This is a genomic window from Sphingobium sp. B2D3C, assembly GCF_025961835.1.
Classification (GTDB): domain Bacteria; phylum Pseudomonadota; class Alphaproteobacteria; order Sphingomonadales; family Sphingomonadaceae; genus Sphingobium.
This window is the reverse complement of record NZ_JAOQOK010000001.1, coordinates 2,615,237-2,635,158: the sequence shown is the minus strand read 5'-3', so window position 1 is coordinate 2,635,158 and position 19,922 is coordinate 2,615,237. Positions and strand designations below refer to the sequence as shown.

The window sequence follows — 19,922 nt, the reverse complement described above, 5'->3', positions numbered from 1 at the left end:
AAGAAAAGCGGGGTTCAGGAGGGTGAAATGCGGAAGGCTATTAGCAAGAAGGCGGGGATGATGTTGACCGGCATGTTGCTTGCGACGGTGAGCGCCGGCGCAGCGGCGCAGGCGCAGCAGACGCAAGGCACAACCGATCGGGCCAGCGCGGCGGGGAATGGCCTTTCCGATATCGTCGTGACCGCCACCCGGCAGCAGACCAATGTGCAGGATACGCCGATTGCGATCACCGCCGTCACGGGCGACACGCTCGCCACACGCGGTATCCAGTCGGCAGCTGAGATTTCGCAGGTCGTGCCCAACGCCACCTTCTCGCGGGCGCAGGGTGCCTTCGGCCCGGGGGTGACGACCTATATTCGCGGCATCGGTTCGCGCGATACGAGCCTAGCCGGTGAGGCCGCCGTCGCTTTCTATATCGATGACATCTACTATCCGCTTCTGCTCGGCGCCAATTTCGACTTGCTCGATCTGGAGCATGTCGAGGTGTTGCGCGGCCCGCAGGGCACGCTGTTCGGGCGCAACGCGCTCGCCGGTGGCGTCGTTCTCGTCAGCAAGCAGCCCAGCCTCACCGAGGCCTCCGGCTTCGTGGACGTCACGGTCGGCGCTTACAAACGCCGCGATTTCCGCGCCGGAATCAACCTGCCGATCGTGGCGGACAAGCTCGGCATGTCGCTCTCCGTGCTCTCCAAGAAGCGCGACGGATTTGTGAAGCGGCTCGATTTCCGGTGTCAGATGGAGGCCAATGGCACGCCGCAACTCGCGGGACGCATCCCCTATGTCGACCAGACGCTGGCCTCTTCTCCCAACAACCGGCCTGATGATTGTCAGGTCGGGACGCTGGGTGGCGAAGACGTGCGCGCGGCGCGGGGCGCGTTGAAATTCCAGCCGAGCGACGGCATCCGCTTCACTCTGTCCGCCGATTATATCCAGGATCAGTCGGAGAATGTCGCCGATACTCTGATCGCGACTAATGCCTCTCGCGCCGCGACGCGCGCGTCCTGGGTCGGGCAGGCCAACCTGCTGGGCGTGGCCTATGATAACAGGTTTCTGACCGGCAACCGCTTCTCCACTTATGCGACCTATTGCGATCCGGTTGGCGCCGGTGCGGTGGTTGCCGGCAGCACCTTCTACAACGGCAATCCCAATCATGGCGGGGTTTGCTACAGCCCGCGCGTGGATGTCGTGAACTGGGGCGTTTCCGGCAAGCTGTCCATCGACCTGACGAGCGATATCGAATTCACCGGCATCCTTGGCTATCGCAATTTCAGCGACACGCATGCGTTCGATACCGATGGCTCGCCGTTGGTGCAGGAACACACGCTGGCGACGATCACCTCCCGATATATCAGTGCGGAAGCCCGGCTTTCCGGGCGCCACCAGTGGCTGGATTGGGTTGCCGGAGTCTTCCTGTTCGATGCCGATGGCCGCAATCGGGCCGTCACCTACTCACCGTGGAACGGTTTCCTCAAATATCAGAACACGACCTACGAGCCCACCAGCAAGGCGGTGTTCGCAAATGTCACTGTGCGTCCGTTCGAGCGCCTGTCCGTCGTGTTGGGCGGCCGCTACTCGAAGGATGCGAAGGACGTGCATTATTCCAATCTGGACGATCGCGATCCGGGCAATCCGAACTTCTCCCAGAACCTGACGTTCAATGTCAAACCCGAGGAGAGCCGCTTCGACTGGAAGGCCGGGCTGACCTATGAACTCAATGCCCAGACCATCGCGTATGTGTCGGCGGCCACCGGCTCGCAAGCCCCTGGCTTCAATGGGCGGCCGCTGCAGCCTTCGCAGAATCAGCAATATCCCGGCGATCGCACGCAGGCCTATGAACTCGGCATCAAGACCGAGTTTCTCGACCGACGGGTGCGCCTGAACGCGGTGGCCTTCTACACCGATTACAAGACGCGCATCTTCGGCCTGAGCGGGCAGGAAGCGCAGATCGGCACCAACGGTGGCCCATTGCCGGGCACACAGATCGTCATTCCCGATGTCGCTAATGGCAATGGCATTACCACCTGTCGTGCCCGCACGCCTGCGGAGGCCGCAGCCGGGCAAGGCGTGCAGTGCATCGGCAGGACGTTCTTCGTGAACCTGCCGGGCAAGGCCAAAGGCTTCGAGCTGGAGCTCGAAGCGAGGCCTGTCGAGGGGCTGCTGATCAATGGGTCGCTGGGCTATTCGCAATTCACCTCGCCCGACCTCAACGCGCCGGGGCGGATAACCAACCGCCTGACCGCCGTTGGCATCGGCATCCCAGAATGGACGGCCAATGCAGGAATCGAATATCGCGTTCCGGTTCCGTCGCTGGCAGGCTCGGTCACGCCGCGGCTGGACTGGTTCTACACTGGCAGCATTCCGTTCGATGCGGTCGATCCCGCCTATTTCCAGAAGGCCTATTCGACCTTCAACGGACGCCTGACGTACCAGAATGACGATCTTGGCCTGTCCGTTTCGCTGGGTGCGACGAACCTCACCAACAAGGCCTATTATCGCAACTACTTCATCTACAGCAGCATTGGTTTCGCCAGCAGTCAGGGCCAGCCTGCCGCGCCGCGCGAGTGGTACCTCAAGGTCAGCAAGACTTTCTGATTCAACGCGCAGTCCTCGCCGGCGGCGCTGGCGAGGACCGCCATGGAGATTGATTTGATATGAGACGTTCTACCGACCACATTCTAAGCAGCCACGGCGGCAACTTGCCCCGGCCCGCCAAGCTGGACGTGCTGCTGGCGAAGGCCGACGATCATCGCGCCGAGATCGACGAGCAACTGCCGCTGGCGGTGCAGTGGGTGGTGGACAAGCAGATCGCCTGCGGTGTCGATATCGTGAACGATGGCGAATATGTCAAAGCCGCCAATATGGGCCATTATGTAGGCTATATTCAGGCCCGCATCACCGGCTTTGGGCAACGCGAACGGCCCGAAGGCCTCGCACCCAAACGCGCATTTGTGGCCGAGCGGGATCGCCGCGATTTCCCCGGCTTCTATGAGTCCGGCCTGTGGTTCGCCGGCTCGGGCGGCCCGGTGCGTCCCGGCTTTTCCAAGCCCGGCGTCGTACCCCAGCCCTCGAAGACGGAAGCGATCTGCGATGGGCCGGTCACCTATATCGGTCAGGAAGCAATCCAGAAGGATATTGCGGCGCTCAAAAAGGCGCTGATCGGCAAGGATGGCGCGGACGGCTTCATCGCGGCGCTCGGCCCGCTCAGCCTCGGCGCCGGCACCCGCAACCTGCATTATCGGGACGAGCGCGACTATATGATGGCGGTCGCGGCGACTATGCGCGAGGAATATAAGGCGATCACCGATGCGGGCGTGATCGTCCAGATCGACGAGCCGGAGTTCGCGACGGCGTGGATGTTCCACCCCGACTGGAGCGTCGAGGAATATCGCGATTATCTGCGCTTCTGCGTGGAGGTCGTCAATCACGCGCTGGAAGGATTGCCCGAGGAGCAGGTCCGTTTCCACATGTGCTGGGGCAGTGGCCACCGTCCGCATGTGCACGATATCGGCTTTGAGCACATCGCCGACCTGATGCTGATGATCAACGCGCAGACCTATACGTTCGAGGCGAGCAATCCGCGACACGCTCATGAGTATCGCGTGTTCGAGACGCTCAAGCTGCCCGATGGCAAGATCCTCGCGCCGGGAGTGGTCGGGCATTACACCGATCTGGTCGAGCATCCGGAACTGGTCGCGGAGCGGCTGGTCAACTTCGCCAAGTTGGTGGGCATGGAGAATCTCCACGCCGGCACCGATTGTGGCATCGGGTCGCGCGTGGGGCATGAGGAGATTGTCTGGGCCAAGCTGTCGGCCATGGCGGAAGGCTGCCGCATCGCCAGCAAGCGTCTGAAATCCTGATTTGCGTATGGATGCCGAGCCAAGAGGATCAATCATGGTGGATCAAGGCGATCGCGGCGTATTTCTGGTGACTGGCGGAAGCCGGGGCATTGGAGCTGCCATCGCACGAGACGCCGCCAAGGCGGGCTACCATGTGTTGCTCACCTATGCCGGCCGAGCGAACATGGCGGCGGCCGTGGTGGATGCCATTCGGGCGGAAGGCGGAAGGGCGCAGGCGGTCCAGGCGGATACTGGTGTTGCCGGCGACATCACCACGCTCTTTGCGGCCGTCGATCAGGTCGGCCCGCTGGCGGCGCTGGTCTATAATGGCGGCATCGTCGGTGAATCCTCGGCACTTGTGGACGCGAGCGACGACCTCCTGGCCAAGGTGGTGGATGTCAATCTCACCGGCGCCTTGCTGTGTGCGCGGGAGGCCGTGAGTCGCATGTCCACCGCGAACGGCGGGGGAGGAGGCTCGATTGTGCTGATCTCGTCGCGCGCTGCGCTCTATGGGGCGCCCGGCGAGCATGTCTGGTACGCGGCCACCAAGGGCGGAGTGGACAGCCTCGTACTGGGGCTCGCGCGCGAAGTCGCTCCGCAGGGCATTCGTGTCAACGCGGTGTCGCCCGGGCCGATCGACACCGAAATTCATGTCCCGGGGAAACTGGACCGGATCGCCTCGGCCTTGCCGATGCGCCGGGCCGGTCAGCCCGAGGAAGTCTCCGCCGCCGTCATGTTCCTGGTTTCCGACGCGGCCTCTTATGTGGCCGGGGCCAATATCGCCGTGGCCGGCGCGCGATAACGAGCGCGTAAATCCGTCATTCCGGAGTGGGGCTTATGCGCTCTCCTCCGGATGCCGCTGTTCCAAGATTTACTGCAACAGGGCCGGTTCTGCGCGCTCCGTCGCGTGTTTTAGGCGATACTGGCTGGGCGCCATGCCAAAATGCTGGCGAAACGTGCGCGTGAAATGCGGGGCGCTGTTGAATCCCCAGCTGAACGCAATCTCCGTGATGGATCGGCCCCGCCAGCGCTCGTCGCTGAACTGCCGCGCGCATTCCTCCAACCGCCGACGAAGGATATAGGCCGAGGGGGACTCATCGCTTACGGCGAAGATCATGCGAAGATAGCGGTCCGACAGCTTAAGCCGTTCCGCCACGAGCGAGGGAGAGAGCGACGGGTCGCGCAGATTTTCCTCGATGAAGAGGCGGACTTTCCAGAAGCGCCGTTCCATCAGCGACGTCGCGGATGACGGCTCGTCCATGACTTCCGCATAGGCCGTGGCGAGCACATCGAGCAGATGCGTGGCCACGCGCTCGTTGAAGTGGAGGCCGGGCCTTGTTTCGAGCTTGGCGGAGAGATCCTTCGCCATTGCCAGCGCGGTGGATGTCAGCCCCACATCGCCAGGAATGCGCTGGCCATAGAAGCTGTCGGGCACCGGAAAAATCTGCCGGATAGCGGTTGAGTTCACCCGGATCATGATCACCTGGGTCGGCTGCCCGAAGTGCAGCGTGTATTCGGCGCTGTGGTCGTACATGGTGATGTCACCGGGATATAGTTCGATCTGCCGGCCATAATGGCGCAGGCTGGCCCCACCGGACAGGACGAGGATGAAGGTCGATTGACGGTCGGCGGGGGTCAATGCGCCTTCCGGCCGGGAAATTGTCACGGAGCCGCACCGCATCTGGATCAGCAACAGCGGCCCGAGTTGTTCGGCCAAAAGCATGGAGTTTGGGATGCGGCTGTGCACCGTCACCTGCGCCCGCCCGCCTTTCCAGACCACGGGCGGTGCCTGACTGGGCTCAATGGCTCTCGCTCGACGCATAAAAGACGGTCCTCTCCACCGCTTTTCGTATTTCCTATACGATATCCTAGTTGCGCTGGCAGTCAATGGACCTGCGCAAGACGGTCCGCCACACGCCTAGCTTTGCTGCGGCTCTCCGATAAGCCGTTCATAGGAGTTGCCGATGTGCAACCGCATGGCGGCTTCGGCCCCGTCCGCGTCCCGACGGCTCAGCGCTTGCGCGATGAGCCCATGCTCGCGGCTGGCTTCGATCGCGACCTCGGTGTTCGACTTCAGGCGAAAAATGTGGAGGTGCGCGTGCAGCCGTCCCAGCGTCTCTTGAATGATCGTATTGCCGCTGCCGCGCGCGATCATCTCATGCAATTCCGCATCGCGATCGGCGTAGTCATCATAGCCGAAAACATGGGTCTGCGGGTCCATCAGCGCGACATGGCGTGTCAACGCGCGCATATCCGCGTCGGTCATGTTTAGCGCCGCATGTCGGGCGGCGTGCGGCTCCAGCAGCAATCGGACGGCGAAGAGATCGTCGATCTGCGTCCTAGAAAGCTGCGGCGCGCACCAATATCCGGCATAGAGGCGCCGCACGACTAGGCCGATCGCTTCCAGCATGCTCAAGGCCTCGCGGATCGGCGTTTGCGAAATGCCGAGTTCGCGGGCCAGCTTGTCGATCGAGATCCGCGAGTCTGGCGGAATGCGCAGAGCCATGATGTCTGCGCGAATGATCTGGAACACGTCTTCGACCAAGCCGTGCCTGCGCTGGAGTTTGCGCCGGGCACGCACGGACGAGCGGGACGGTCGGGTGTCGGCGGCGCCTTCATCGGCAGGGAAGTCAGGGGGCGGGGTCATCGTCGGGCGTTTATAGCGTGCCGGGCCGGCGCTGTCCGGCAGAACGGCACGCCGCAGATGCTATCGCGCGTCCATGCCGGATTGGCGAAGTGGAAGTTCCGCCTGAGGCAGGTTGGGAAGGCCCGGAAACCGTGCTTCTCGGACGAGTGGGATGCAATGTGGTTTACCCGGCCATCCGTGGATGGACAACTCGCTACGCCTGCGAAGGGCAGGCAAAGTTCGCGAGGCGATAGGGGAGCGGATATGCAGCTGACGAATAGAAACCGGCCCCACCGCGTGCCGGAGGATGAAGCGCCCCAACCCTCCGGGCCGAAGCCGCGCTTCTACGACAGTCGCCAGAATTACCTGATGTTCGTGCACAGTTGTACCGAGAAGCTGGTGATCGCCGACCGCGTGGCGCAGGAGCTTGAGCATCTCGATCCGCAGCAGCCCGCACTGAGGTTCTTCGATGCCGGCGTTGGCGACGGCACGGTGATGTCGCGCCTACTGCGTGCCATGCACCGGCGCTTCCCGCGCTTGCCCTTCTATGTGGTCGGCAAGGAAATCAGCCTCGAGGATTTGCGCCTCGCGCTCGACAAGCTGCCGGATCGCTTCGTCGAGCATCCCGAAACGGTCGTGGCACTCACCAACATTTCCTATGCGGAGGCTCCCTGGCTGCGCCGGTCCCGTCCGCAGGCGCAGAAGGCGCTGGTCTGGAAGGACGTCGCATTGCACGGCGAGACCTCCGCCGACATGGAGCAGCAAATCCAGTCTCTCATGCCGTTTCTCGCGGACCATTGGCGGATGAAGGTCAACCCCGCGACGGGCGCATTGTCGCCAGAAACGCCGACTGTGCTGTTGCTCTATCGTGAAGCCTATCGGTTCATCCTCGACCGGGTCATTCCTCGCCCGGCCGCGACACGGGCCGATTTCGATCTGGTCCTGGCGAGCCAGCCCTTTCGCCTCAAGGCCGATGTGCAGTTCAAGGCTGAGCGCGTGCTGGCGCCGTTGGCGCGGGCCTTGCGCCCCGGCGGCCGACTGATCGTGGTGCAATCCGCCGGCGACGATCCGGCCATGGAGATCATTCGCAAGGTCTGGCCGGAGGAGCAGCCTTTCCCCTTCAGCCGGCAGGACCTGATCCGGGCCACGCAAGCAGCCTTGTCCGGTGGCACCGCCCATTATGCCTTCGACACGCTATCCGATGAAGCCGCGTCGATTCGCTTCGAAATGCACGTGCTGGGCAGCGAAGGCGACCGGGATGCCACGCTCATCGGTACGTCTGCGCTTTATTCGGCCTGGATCGCCGCAACCTATGTGGCGCAAATCGAGAATGAGCGCGTGGCCGAGCAAATGACAAGACCTGGCTATCTCACAGCCACCCGGGAGGTTCTGGCAAAGCACGGGCGCTTGTGGTTCCGGGACGAGTGTCTGGTCATCGAGCGGGTCGAGTGACGGGGGATGATGCTTGTCGCTGCGGTGTCGCGGGTTGACCCTGCCGTTTTCGTCAGAAATGCAGACGCACGGATAGGGCCAAATCGCAACCAATCACGTCTGATAGGACAGCTGGCTGATCACTATAGAACGTCAGATCTCCTGCCCTGAGCACTGGCATCTCGCTCTGACGATCTCAACGCTGAGCAACCCCGACGCTGGGCGGTCGCCCTCTCCTGACCGGACTTGATCTGCCACAGTGAAACGCCATTTGAGTGGCGCCGGATAGGGAGTCGGTGAACCACATGCCGAAGAACCGCTACTATAACGGCCCCGTCACCGATCATTTCGACGGTCTCCGCTTTCACAATTTGCGCGACGAACCAGAGACGGACCGCTCACTGCGGGACGTGATGCGTTGGAAGCGCAACGTCCCCGATAATCCCTGGCCCAACTCGGTCGCGGTGAAGCCTGTCGTGCCGGACGAAAGGGTCGACGGCCTGCGTGTGACGATGGTTGGCCATGCCACCCTGTTGATCCAGATCGGGGGCTACAATCTCGTCACAGACCCCGTCTGGTCCGATCGCGCCAGCCCGCTCTCGTTCGCCGGGCCTCGACGCATCTGCGCGCCCGGCGTTGCGCTGGCGGACCTTCCCCCGCTCGACGCCGTGTTGCTCTCCCACAATCACTACGATCATCTCGACATCGCGACGCTCAAGGCGCTTCACAGTCGTCACCATCCGCTGATCGTCACGCCGCTGGGCAACGACCATATCGTCCGCAAGCACATTCCAGCCGCCCGCTTTGGCGTGGGAGACTGGGGCGACAGCATCGAGGTTGCGCCGGGCCTCGAGGTGCATATCGTGCCCGCACTCCACTGGTCGTCGCGCGGATGGCGCGACAGGCGCATGGCCTTGTGGGCGGGCTTCGTGATCGAGGCGGCCGGCAGGCTCGTCTACTTCGCCGGCGATACCGGCTATGGCACCGGCGGCATCTTTCGGCGGATGCGCGACCGTTTCGGCGCCATGGACCTCGCGATCATCCCGATCGGGGCCTATGATCCGCGCTGGTTCATGGCCACCCAGCACACCGATCCGGAGGAAGCGATCCAGATCATGCTGGACCTTGAAGCACGAGCCGCCATCGGCATGCACTGGGGCGCCTTCAAGCTCACCGACGAGCCATGGGACGAACCCCGGACGCGCTTGCAGGCCGGTTTGGTCGCGAGAGGGATCGATCCCACCTGCTTTCCGGCGCTCCGGGCGGGAGAAACTCGAGACCTGTCATTCATCGGCCTAGAATCCAGCGTGATGTGATTGACATAGGGACAAAGATCAAGCGCCCTCGAGCTGAACTCAGGTACATTGCCTACATGATATTCTGCGCTCGACCAGAAGTCGATCGATGGCATGGACGGATTGCTGTCCCTCGGTGCCCTCATCACATCGATCACCAGGACAGGTCAAAGACCGTTATTTCCTTTTCTTGACGCGAAGGATCAATATGCGGCTACGAGATCTAACCACTCGGTGGATGTGACAGTTAAACCATTAATTCGATAATGTTCGGCAGCGCCTCGGCATAGCGTGCAACGTCGTGAAGATGACCGACGGAGACGCGGGAGTACTGCGTCCACTCACCGAACGCGCCCCGGATAACGATGTTGCGCTCGCGCATGGCGCGGTCGAGGGCGTCGGCATCCGGGACTTTGACGAAGACGAAATTGGTCTGGCTGGGCAGGGCGGTCAGACCGGCGCGGGCGACGGCATCCAGGATCATTTCGCGCCCCTCGCGGATCGAGGCGAGGGATGCGGCGAGGAAGGCCTGGTCATTGTAGCAGGCGATCGCGGCAGAGATGCCTGCGACGTTGCCGCCAAAACTCGTCATGTAGCTGCGGATGCGCGCGGCATTCTCTTCGCTGGTCAGCGCATAGCCGACGCGCAGCCCAGCCATGCCGTAGATTTTCGAGAAGGTCCGGGTGACGATCACATCTTCACCAGCGCGGACCAGATCGACCAGCGAGCTTTCCTCCGGCTGATCCGAGAGTTCGTTATAGGCTTCGTCCACCAGCAAGGTGGTGCCATTTTGCGCGACGGTGCGTGCAAAAGTGCGCAGGGCGGCGTTGTCCAGCGCCATGCCGGTCGGGTTGTTCGGGTTGACGAGGTGGACGAGCGAAACGTCTTCGCTGAGGCGGCCCGCCATGCCATCGAGATCGAAGTTCATGTCCGCGGCCAGCGGGACATAGATGCACGCGACGCCCTTGCGTTCCGCGAAGAGGATTGGCGCGTCCCAGAACAGGCTGGGGCAGATGATCGATCCCTTCTGACCCCAGGCCAGCGCGGTCGCGCACAGGATTTCGGTCGATCCGGCGCCGAGCACGACCTGCGCGGGCGTCACGCCATGCCGCTCGGCGATCATCGAGGTGAGGTGGAAGACGCCCCGGTCGGCATAATAGCAGCCGGACCCGGCCGTTTCAGCGAGTGCCTTGAGCGCGCTGGGGGCGGGGCCGAACGGATTTTCGTTCCCCACGAGCCGCGCCTGGCCGGGGAGCGGCCCAAACAGGCTGGCGACTGGCGCATCGCGATCGGTCTGCAGGAAAGGAACATTCACGGCCCCGCCTTGAACCAGGCCAGGTGCCCGGGCCGGCGCGCGCTTCTTGTCCTGCATCATCTCGATATCTCCTAAGGTCTTTATTGTGCGATGGGGGCCCGCTGATGGGGACGGCCATCAGGCGCTAAGCTGGCGCAGAGGCGCGGCTGGGCGAACCTGCCGCGCGCCCCTAAACAATGGCCAGAAATTAGAAATTGCGTTGATATTAAATGGTTTAATCGAAATGTTATTCGGCGGGAATCTATGGCCCTGCTGTGGGACCGTCAAGAAAACGGCCATGAACCGGGCGCATAACCAGTATCAGAATTCATCATTGGCGTTGGCTGATGCAGCATCTCAATTTGAGGTGGATTATAAAGGCGATGGGCCGGCGTGATGTTTGCGCGGTTCAGGCAAGCCTGCGCGCGTGTGACGGACGCTGAACGAAGCATCGTCATCCGCCGCGTCGGGACGGTGGCTGAGGATGTACTGTGACTTTCATCGAAAAGACCGACCGCATTACCATTGACGATCTGCGCCGCACCGGTGCGACGAAATGGGCGGTGCAGGACGATCTGATCGGCGCCTTTGTTGCGGAGATGGACTTCGGCATCGCGCCCGTGATCACCAAGGCGCTGCATGAGATCGTCGATCAGGGGGCGTTCGGATATTTGCCGACCCGCTTCACCGCCGAGTTGCGGGCATCATCGGCGCAGATGCTTCAGGCGCGTCACGGCTGGACGGTCGAGCCCGCCGATGTGCGCGTGGTGCCGGATGTCATCAAGGCGTTGGAACTGGCGATCGAGCATCATTCGCGGGCCGGATCGAAAATCATCGTGCCGACCCCATCCTACATGCCCTTCCTCTCCATCCCGCCGATGATGGGACGCGAGGTCATCGAAGTGCCGATGCGGTGTGAGGATGGGCATTATGCGCTCGATATGGCCGGCATCCAGGAGGCGTTCGATCAGGGCGGCAACCTGCTGATCCTGTGCAACCCCTATAATCCCGTGGGCCGCGTGTTCAGTCGTGCGGAACTGGAAGCCGTTGCGGAACTGGTCGAGCGCAATGGTGGCAGGGTGTTCTCCGATGAGATCTGGGCACCGCTGACCTATGCCAGCAACCGGCACCTGCCTTATGCCTCGGTCAACGCGGTTGCGGCGGGCCACACCATTACCGCACTCTCCGCATCAAAGGCGTGGAACTTGCCGGGGCTGAAATGCGCGCAGGTGATCACGAGTAACGATGCGGATCGGGCGATCTGGAACAGGATCGGCTTTTTCGCAGCCCATGGCACCGCCAATCTCGGTGTCGTGGCCAATGCCGTGGCCTATCGGGAGGGCTTTCCCTGGCTGGAAGACGTGGTGGCCTATCTCGACCGGAACCGCAGGGCCATGGCGGACCTCGTCCACGATCTGCTGCCCGGCGTGCGCTACGAAGTGCCGGAAGGCACCTATGTCGGCTGGCTGGACTTTCGCGGGTCCGCTGTCGCCGAAAATCCAGGTGCCTTCTTCAAGGAGAAGGCCGGCGTCTATCTCACCGAGGGCGTGACGTGTGGCAAGGACTTCGCAGGGTTCGCCCGCTTCATTTTCGCCACGCCCCTACCCATCATGCAAGAGGCGATGGAACGGATGAGCAAGGCGATGAAGGCGCTGTGATTGCGGCCGCCGGGATGGGTCTTCAGCCTCACCCGCCCCGGTTCTTCGTCGCATCGTTGAACATGCCGAACATCGACTTGCGCAGCCATGAGACCAGCGGATCATTGTTATAGCGGCGGTGCCAATATTGCAGCACCTCGATGGTGCCGGTGTCGAAATCCAGCTCCAATATCTTGATATCGTGGATCTTCTTCATGAAGGTGGCGAGCGATCGCGGGTAAAGCGCGATCAGCGTCTTGTCATTCGAGACGATGAAGGGCGTCGCGCTCGCATTGGGCGTGATGATCCGGGAGTTGCGGCGCAGGCCCCGACTGTCGAGCATATGATCGACCCGTGTCTTGGCGGCAGAGCGGATCTGATGGATGACATGATCGGCAGCGGCGTAATCCGCGATCGTCATGACGCCCTCATAGGGATAGTCGGTTGCGCAGATGACAACCATGTCGTCGTCGTAGAGCTTCTGGCACATCAAATCGAGCGAGGGCGAGGCGATGAAGCCCACATAGAGATCGAGCTTGCCGTCCAGCAATTCCTGCTCGGCTTCATGGGCAAGGCTCATGACTGTCTGGATCTTGCAGCTCGGCGCCGTGTTGCGGACGAACTCGAGGAGTGTCGGCATCAGCATGATCTCGCCGACATCGCCGAGCGCAAGATGCAGGGTCCGCTCGGCCAGTTCCGGCTGGAAGGATGCAGTCGAGAGCAGGATATTCCCTGCCGATTGAAGAATCTCGTTGATCGGCCCCGCCAGTTCCAGCGCTTTTGGGGTCGGCATCATGCGGTTGCGCGTCTTGACGAACAGCTCATCACCCAGCAGGCGGCGTAACCGGGTGAGCGCGTGACTGGCCGAGCTTTGCGACATGGACAGCTCGTCGGCGGCGGCGCTGACGCTCTGATGCTCCAGCACCGCGCCCAGCACGACCAGCAGGTTCAGATCGAAATTGCGAAGCTTGCCATATTCCATATCCGCTCCTTATTCCGTCGCAGTCGCTTGCGCGAGGCTTCAGCGTTATCGTCTTTGCCGGCAAAGGCCAGTGCCCACGATGCGACAGCCTCAGCCGCGCAAAGGGGATGTTCTTGTTTAGCCGATTGGACTGCTCATCGAAGGCCCGGTGCTATGCAGCAGGTCGATGACCAATATGGATCAGGCGCCATGGTGAGCGCCGCGGCGCCATGTTAGCCATCGGGGAAATATCATCCGGGCGAACGCACATCCCACCCGATTGCCTTCGCCGTGCATGATGGACAATGAGGGGCTGCAGCCCGACCTGAGAGGATGACGACCGTATGAGCGGAGTTGGATTTAGCGGCGTATCTGCGCATCGCATCGCCCCCGTTTCATATCGAGTTTGAAGGCCGTTCTATGTCATCGATCCCTTCTTCAGCCGCCGCACCGGCCGCTCTTGACGCCTCAGTATCGCGCGACGGCGGGTGGACCCCCCGGTCGATCTATATGCTCGCCTTGCTCACCCTGGCTTATGCCTTCAACTATTTCGACCGGCTGCTGATCTCGCTGCTCTTCCCGCTCATTCAGGCGGACCTCAAGCTGACCGACACAGAGCTGGGTCTGATCACCGGCGTTGCCTTCGTGCTGATCTATGCGGTGATGGGCATTCCCATTGCGCGACTGGCGGACCGATGGAACCGCAAGATGATCATCGGCATCGGCTTCTCCTTCTGGAGCGTGATGACGCTGGCGACGGGCTTCGTCACCAATGTGTGGCAGATGGCGGCGGCGCGCTTTTTGATGGGCGCCGGCGAGGCTGCGGGCACGCCGCCCTCCACCTCGCTGCTCTCGGACATTTTCGACAAGAAGCATCGGCCGCTGGCCTTCTCCATCATGGCCTCCGGTACGGCGATATCCGGGCTGGTGTTCACGCCCATCGCGGGGTGGATGGGGCATCTCTATGGATGGCGCGTCGTCTATTGGGTGGCCGGTTGCGTGGGCTTGGGGCTGGGTCTGCTGATGATGCTGACGGTGCGCGAGCCGCAGCGTGGCCGCTTTGATGACAAGGCGCCGGATGGCGAGGCCGCCAAGCCGACATTCAAGAGTTCGCTGGCCTTCCTGCTCAAGCGCCGCACATATGTGTTCGCGACGCTCGGCGCGGCCTTGGTGACGATTTCCTTCTATGCGCACATCGTTTGGAGCACGACCTTCATGCTGCGCGTGCACGGCATGAGCGTGGCGGAGAGCGCCAGCCTGCTCGGCCCCATTCGGGGTATTTCCGGTCTTGTCGGGGCGATCGGCGGCGGCATCCTGCTCGCGCGCCTGCTGCGCTATGACGAGCGCTGGCGGATTTGGCTCCCGGCTCTGTGCTTCACCGCCGTCGGCCTTTCGCAATATGTCTTTCTCTTTTCGACGAACATCCTGTTCGTGGCGATCGGGGCGGCCATCGACAGCGTCGCCGCGAGCATGATGGTGCCGTTGCTGTCCCTGTTGCTGATTCAGGTGATGCCGGTGCCGATCCGCTCCTTCGGCATGGCGCTCTACGTCCTCTCCATCGCTATTCTCGGCCAGATCATCGGCCCGCTGGGCGTCGGCATCCTCAACGACCAACTGGCGACGATCTGGCAGGATGAGGCGATCCGCTATTCCATGGCGATCACGGCGTTTGTGGGGGTGATTGCAGGCCCCATCATGCTGCGGGCCGGGCGCCATCTCTCCAGTGACACAGCCGAAGCGCGGACATGGTCCGGTGCGTGAGGGCAGAACCATGAGCCGAACAGATCTCGTCCGGATATCGGCTGTGTCCCTCGCGGCTGTGGTTCTCGCAGTCTCCACGATTGCCGCCAGCAAACCGGCCGTGACCGTGTTCACGGCCGAGCAGGCGAGCGCGGGCGAGAAGGCCTATAACAGCCAGTGCGCGATGTGCCACGGCGCGGAACTGCGCGGTTCCAATGCGCCCGGCCTTGTCGGCACGGATGTGATGCAGAATTTCGACACGGTGGCAGGGCTATATACCTACATCAGCACAGCAATGCCGCCGCAGGCGCCCGGGCGACTTGCCGAGCAGGATTATCTGAACATCGTCGCCTATATCCTGAAGGCGAACGGGGCCCGCGCCGGCACAGCGCCGCTGGTCGGGGATCCGCAAGCGATGAAGGGCATGTCCCTTGCAGCCATTGCCGGCGCGCATGGCAGCGCGGCGCCCTCTGCATCAAGCGCCCTACACGAAGCGCCTGAGGCCGTGCCGCAAGCCTACACCTGGGGCAAGACACTGCCGAGCGTGAAGTGATCCTGCCGCACCCGGTTGCTCAGATATGGAGTTTATAATGAGCAAGCCTTCCCTTGCTGCAATGACCTGTGCCGCTTTTGCCTTGGCAGGCCTTTCAGTGCCTTCCCACGCGCAAGGCGTGAGGGCGCGCTACGAGCCGGTCACCGACCAGATGCTGCGCGATCCGCCCGCAAGCGAGTGGCTCTCCTGGCGTCGCACGATCGACAATCAGGGATATAGCCCGCTCGCGCAGATCGACCGCGAGACAGTCGGCAAGTTGCAGCTCGTCTGGGCCTGGCCGATGGCTGATGTGGGCGTGCAGGAAACGGCGCCGCTGATGCACGATGGCATCCTCTTCCTGCAGACCAACAACAATATCGTGCAGGCGCTCGATGCCCGCACAGGCGACCTGATCTGGGAATATCGCCCGGCCCTCGCCAAGATTCCCGCCGACTGGAGCTATCAAGCCTATCAAAGCCGCCGCCAGAAGAACTCCATCGCGCTCTATGAGGACAGCGTGGTGCTCACCACGGTCGATGCGCGCATCATTATATTGGACGCGCGGACGGGCGAGGTCCGCCGCGAGGTGCAGGCTCTCGATTACCGCAAGGGCTATAGCTACACGGTCGGTCCGCTCGTCGTGAACGGCAAGATCATCTCGGCGATTTCGGGCTGCTCGACCGCCGGTTCGGCCGGCGGCTGCTACATCATGGCGCACGACTTCGAGACGCTCAAGGAGCTGTGGCGAGTCAACACCATCGATGATCCCGCTAATCCGGCGCAGGGCCAGAGCTGGGGCGCGGTGCCGCCGGCCAATCGCTGGGGCGGCACGCCCTGGGCAACCGGCTCCTACGATCCGCGGACGAACACCACCTTCTGGGGCACCGGCGGCCCCGGCCCTTATTCGGAGCTGATCCGCGGCACCGGCAAGGGCAACGTCCTCTACACCAATTCGACGCTGGCAATCGATGCCGATACCGGCAAGATCAAATGGTATTACCAGCATCTCCCCCGCGACAACTGGGATCTGGACAGCCCCTTCGAGCGCGTGCTGGTCGATGTGCCGGAGGGCGGCAAGATGCGTCGCCTGATGATCTCCGTGGCGGGCAAGAACGGCATCTTCTTCGCGCTGGACCGCGACACGGGGAAATATCTTTGGTCGAAGGACACGGTGTTCCAGAATGCCGTCTCGCGCATCGATCCGGACGGGACGGTTCATCCCAATGAGGCGATGATCATCAAGGCGCTGGGCGAGGAAGTGGATATCTGCACGTCGATTTCCGGTGGGAAATTGTGGCAGGCCGGCGCCTATAGCCCGCTCACCGGGCAATTCTATGTACCGCTGACCGAGGCGTGCAATACCATCTCGGCAACGCAGACCAAGTTCACGGCCGGCAACATCATCGCGTCCATGAAGTTTGGGCCGCGCACCTTGCCTGAAGGCGTGACGGATGCGGGACTGGTCGAGGCAATCAATATCGGCGCGCGCAAGCCGAGCGTTGAGGGCTGGAAGGCGCGGCAGCGCACCGTCCCGACATCCTCGCTGCTGGCGACCGGCGGCGGGCTGGTGATCGGCGGCGATGCCGGCCGCTTCGTCAAGGCCTGGGACCAGAAGACCGGTGCGGTCCTCTGGCAGCAGCGGCTCAATGCGCCGGTCGGCGGCTCGCCGATGACTTATGAGCTGGATGGCGAGCAATATCTGGTCGTCCCGACCGGCTATAGTGTTTCGGCCAGTTCCATTGCGGCGGCCTTTCCGGAGACACCGCTGCCCTCCGGCGCGGGCAACTCGATCTTCGTGTTCAAGCTGCCGGCGAAGAAGTGACCTGACTGAACGGCGCTGTCAAAAGGCGTCGATGGGAATCTTGAGGTAGCGCACGCCATTGCTTTCCGGCGCTGGCAGATGGCCACCCTGCATGTTCACCTGAATGGATGGCATCAGGAGCTGAGGCATGGCAAGCGACCTGTCGCGGGCCTCGCGCATCGCGACGAAACTCTCCTCATCGATGCCGTCCCGCACATGGATGTTCGCCGCGCGCTGGGCTGCCACAGTGGTCTCCCAGCAGAAGCTGTCCCGACCGGGTGCCTTGTAATCATGGCAGAGGAACAGGCGCGTCTCGGCGGGCAGGGCGAGGAGGCGGCGGATCGAGCGGAACAGGGTGCGCGCATCCCCACCGGGGAAGTCCGCGCGTGCCGTGCCGTAATCCGGCATGAACAGCGTGTCGCCGACAAAGGCAGCATCGCCGATGAGAAAGGCGAGGTCAGCTGGGGTGTGGCCGGGCACATGCAGAACCTGGCAGTCGAGATTGCCCAAGGGCAGGCTGTCACCATCCTCGAGCAGCCGGTCGAACTGCGAGCCATCCCGCGCGAAATCGCTGCCGGCATTGAACAGCCGCCCGAACAGCGCCTGCACGGTGATGATCGCGCGGCTGACCGCCAACTGGCCGCCGAGCCTCGCCTGCAGATAGGGCGCTGCGGAGAGATGATCGGCATGGATATGGGTTTCCAGATGCCACGCCACCGTCAGTCCGGCTTCGACCACATGGGCTGTGATGGTATCGGCCGAGGTGAACGCGGTGCGCCCGGAGGCCGGATCGAAATCCAGCACGCTGTCGATGATCGCCGCCTGCCGGGAGGCCGGATCATGCACGACATAGCTGACGGTAAAGCTCGGCTCATGGAAAAAGGCGGCGATCCGGGGACCGCCGCGCGTCTGGCCTATCGTCATCGGTTTGATCTCGAATGGGCGCGGACAGCCGGCGAACCGGCCGTACACGGTCCGGATTTGTTCAGGCGGCCGGCATCTTCAGGCCGAAGATCGAATGCAGGCCGGGATGGCGACCGATGCCGCCGAACAGATCGCAGCCGCGCTCATACCAGTCGCGCAGGAAATCATCCTCGGGGAGGGGCGGCGTCTTCGCGACGGAGGCGGCCCACAGGAAGATGGAGAGCGCGGAATAATCGGCAAAGTCCGGCGCCTCACCGCCGAGCCAGCTGCGCTCGCGCAGCACTTCGCGTAGCGGCTCCAGCTGCGGCACGACCAGCGGCAGGCGCTCTTCCCGTCCGGCCTGCGCGTCCTCCAGCGTGCGTCCGCCCAGAAAATCCCGCTCGCGGCTTTCGCGCACATAGGGGCGATCTTCCGGCAGGGAGAGATCGTGATAGTCGAGGATGTAGCATTGGAACCAAGGCTTGATCGCGGTGGCCCACAGCCAGGTATCCAGGAACTTCACATAGTCATGATGGTCCGCATTGCGGAACAGCATCGGTCGGTCGGGATAGGCGCGGTCGAGATAATCCGCGACGACGAAATCGCCGCTGCGCAGGCTCTCGAACACCCATGTGTCGCCATCGCTGATGCCGGGATGGAAATCGGTGCGGCCGCCCGTGCGGCGCGAGAGCGAGGTAAATCCCCCCTCGCTCATCTCGGCCTCCAGCCCCTTGTGGGCCACGGCATATTTGGCCTGCCAGCAGAACGGGCTGATCGTCGCGCCGGTGACGAGATTGAGGTCGTAGATGCGGATGGGGTTGGTCTGGGTCATGGCACTCTCTTTCGCCGGCCGGGGGGCGTGGCGGGGTTTGTTCGGGGGGAAGTCTGCTGCCGTCCGCTCAGGCGGGAGTAGGTTTAGCGGGGCCTTTGGCCTTGGGCAGGGCCGGGTCTGCGCCCCATTCCGTCCAGCTTCCGTCATAAAGCGCGACGTCCTCCTTGCCGATCCGCTCCAGGGCGAGGGCAAGCGCGCAGGCGACGACACCGCCACCGCAACTGGTGATGATCGGCTTGGAGAGGTCGACGCCGGCGTTCGCGAACACGCCCCTGAGCGTTTCGTCGCTCTTGAATGTCCCGTCCGCCTCGAACAGATCCCAGAAGGGCACGTTGATCGAGCCGGGCACATGTCCGGACGCAACGGCGGGATTGGGGTCTTCATCCGCGCCGCTGAAGTGGGCAGCGCCGCGGCCGTCGATATGCTGGGCGGTCTTGTCCTCGATGTTGCGCAGAACGTCGGCCTTGTCGCGCAGGCGCGCCGCATCGAACGACGCCGTGAAGGTGCTCGGCGTCCGCGTCTCGATTCCGCTCGCGAGTGGCCGCCCCTCGGCCTTCCATTTCGCCAGACCGCCATCGAGCATGGCCACGTTCGGCAGGCCGTATATACGGAACATGAACCAGGCCCGCGCCGCCGTCTTCACCACGCTGTCATCATAGATGACGATGCGCTGATCGGCAGAAATGCCCAGCTCGCGCATCCGGGCCGAAAACTGCTCCGCCTGCGGCATCGTGTTATCGATGGGGGAGGCGGCATCGACCAGATGGAGCAGATCGAGAAACACCGCGCCGGGGATGTGTCCGGCTTCATACTCGCTCGCGGACTGCCGCTCCGGCTCGAAATGGTGCCGCGTCGCATCGACGATGCAGAGATCGGGAGCGCCAAGCTGCTCGGCGAGCCATTGAGTGGAAACCAGATTGTCCATAGCGGTCCTCATCGATGCCGGGCGACCCGTGTTTTGCGATGCGTCGCCATGCTGTTGTGCCGGTCAGGCAAAATCCGGGGCCTGTGACGGCCCCGGACCTGAACTTTCATCG

The 19,922-nt window shown here is 62.9% G+C and carries 16 protein-coding genes; 9 read left to right on the top strand and 7 right to left on the bottom strand.

Annotation, left to right across the window (positions count from 1 at the left end):
• Window positions 1-27 precede the first annotated feature (27 nt).
• Genes M2339_RS12180 through M2339_RS12170 form a run of 3 tightly spaced genes read left to right on the top strand, consistent with a single transcriptional unit; the run spans window position 28 to window position 4,635 of the window.
• On the top strand, window positions 28-2,589 hold the full coding sequence (locus M2339_RS12180; protein ID WP_264606362.1) for a TonB-dependent receptor: 2,562 nt from the start codon (window positions 28-30) through the stop codon (window positions 2,587-2,589).
• A 59-nt stretch (window positions 2,590-2,648) separates the two neighbouring features.
• Entirely contained in the window at window positions 2,649-3,854 is a 1,206-nt protein-coding gene (locus M2339_RS12175) for a cobalamin-independent methionine synthase II family protein (RefSeq protein WP_264586433.1), read from the top strand.
• Between the two features lie 34 nt (window positions 3,855-3,888).
• Window positions 3,889-4,635, top strand: a complete 747-nt coding sequence (locus M2339_RS12170; protein ID WP_264586434.1) for an SDR family oxidoreductase — start codon at window positions 3,889-3,891, stop codon at window positions 4,633-4,635.
• 69 nt (window positions 4,636-4,704) lie between these two features.
• On the opposite strand, the gene M2339_RS12165 is transcribed toward M2339_RS12170, so the two are convergent.
• Complete coding sequence (locus M2339_RS12165) at window positions 4,705-5,721, bottom strand: helix-turn-helix domain-containing protein (RefSeq protein WP_264575535.1); 1,017 nt, start codon at window positions 5,719-5,721, stop codon at window positions 4,705-4,707.
• Window positions 5,722-5,751: 30 nt separating this feature from the next.
• A complete protein-coding gene (locus M2339_RS12160; protein ID WP_264586435.1) occupies window positions 5,752-6,414 on the bottom strand; it encodes a GntR family transcriptional regulator in 663 nt (220 codons plus the stop codon).
• Window positions 6,415-6,723: 309 nt separating this feature from the next.
• Here M2339_RS12160 and M2339_RS12155 point away from each other — a divergent pair, with 309 nt between their 5' ends.
• Together M2339_RS12155 and M2339_RS12150 are read left to right on the top strand one after the other, a co-directional pair.
• Window positions 6,724-7,911 (top strand): hypothetical protein, encoded by a 1,188-nt coding sequence (locus M2339_RS12155; RefSeq protein WP_264586436.1) that lies wholly within the window; start codon window positions 6,724-6,726, stop codon window positions 7,909-7,911.
• Window positions 7,912-8,195: 284 nt separating this feature from the next.
• Window positions 8,196-9,206: an MBL fold metallo-hydrolase gene (locus M2339_RS12150; RefSeq protein WP_264585973.1), complete on the top strand. Its 1,011-nt coding sequence runs from the start codon at window positions 8,196-8,198 to the stop codon at window positions 9,204-9,206.
• Between the two features lie 226 nt (window positions 9,207-9,432).
• On the opposite strand, the gene M2339_RS12145 is transcribed toward M2339_RS12150, so the two are convergent.
• Entirely contained in the window at window positions 9,433-10,500 is a 1,068-nt protein-coding gene (locus M2339_RS12145) for a pyridoxal phosphate-dependent aminotransferase (RefSeq protein WP_264606361.1), read from the bottom strand.
• Between the two features lie 470 nt (window positions 10,501-10,970).
• On the opposite strand from M2339_RS12145, the gene M2339_RS12140 reads away from it, so the two are divergent.
• A complete protein-coding gene (locus M2339_RS12140; RefSeq protein ID WP_264586438.1) occupies window positions 10,971-12,137 on the top strand; it encodes a MalY/PatB family protein in 1,167 nt (388 codons plus the stop codon).
• A gap of 28 nt (window positions 12,138-12,165) precedes the next feature.
• Here the strand turns inward: M2339_RS12140 and M2339_RS12135 are convergent, their stop codons facing one another.
• Window positions 12,166-13,098 (bottom strand): LysR family transcriptional regulator, encoded by a 933-nt coding sequence (locus tag M2339_RS12135; RefSeq protein ID WP_264586439.1) that lies wholly within the window; start codon window positions 13,096-13,098, stop codon window positions 12,166-12,168.
• Window positions 13,099-13,587: 489 nt separating this feature from the next.
• On the opposite strand from M2339_RS12135, the gene M2339_RS12130 reads away from it, so the two are divergent.
• The 3 genes from M2339_RS12130 to M2339_RS12120 are packed head-to-tail and all read left to right on the top strand — an operon-like array spanning window position 13,588 to window position 17,171.
• A complete protein-coding gene (locus M2339_RS12130) occupies window positions 13,588-14,838 on the top strand; it encodes a spinster family MFS transporter (protein WP_264606360.1) in 1,251 nt (416 codons plus the stop codon).
• A 10-nt stretch (window positions 14,839-14,848) separates the two neighbouring features.
• Window positions 14,849-15,370, top strand: a complete 522-nt coding sequence (locus tag M2339_RS12125; protein WP_264586441.1) for a c-type cytochrome — start codon at window positions 14,849-14,851, stop codon at window positions 15,368-15,370.
• Between the two features lie 37 nt (window positions 15,371-15,407).
• Complete coding sequence (locus M2339_RS12120; RefSeq protein WP_264586442.1) at window positions 15,408-17,171, top strand: pyrroloquinoline quinone-dependent dehydrogenase; 1,764 nt, start codon at window positions 15,408-15,410, stop codon at window positions 17,169-17,171.
• Window positions 17,172-17,189: 18 nt separating this feature from the next.
• Here the strand turns inward: M2339_RS12120 and M2339_RS12115 are convergent, their stop codons facing one another.
• The 3 genes from M2339_RS12115 to sseA all read right to left on the bottom strand — a co-directional run bounded on the left by M2339_RS12115 (window position 17,190) and on the right by sseA (window position 19,810).
• Window positions 17,190-18,074 (bottom strand): MBL fold metallo-hydrolase, encoded by an 885-nt coding sequence (locus tag M2339_RS12115; RefSeq protein ID WP_264586443.1) that lies wholly within the window; start codon window positions 18,072-18,074, stop codon window positions 17,190-17,192.
• Window positions 18,075-18,135: 61 nt separating this feature from the next.
• On the bottom strand, window positions 18,136-18,885 hold the full coding sequence (locus tag M2339_RS12110) for a glutathione S-transferase family protein (RefSeq protein WP_264586444.1): 750 nt from the start codon (window positions 18,883-18,885) through the stop codon (window positions 18,136-18,138).
• 67 nt (window positions 18,886-18,952) lie between these two features.
• Window positions 18,953-19,810: a 3-mercaptopyruvate sulfurtransferase gene (gene sseA / locus M2339_RS12105; protein ID WP_264606359.1), complete on the bottom strand. Its 858-nt coding sequence runs from the start codon at window positions 19,808-19,810 to the stop codon at window positions 18,953-18,955.
• Between the last annotated feature and the right edge of the window lie 112 nt (window positions 19,811-19,922).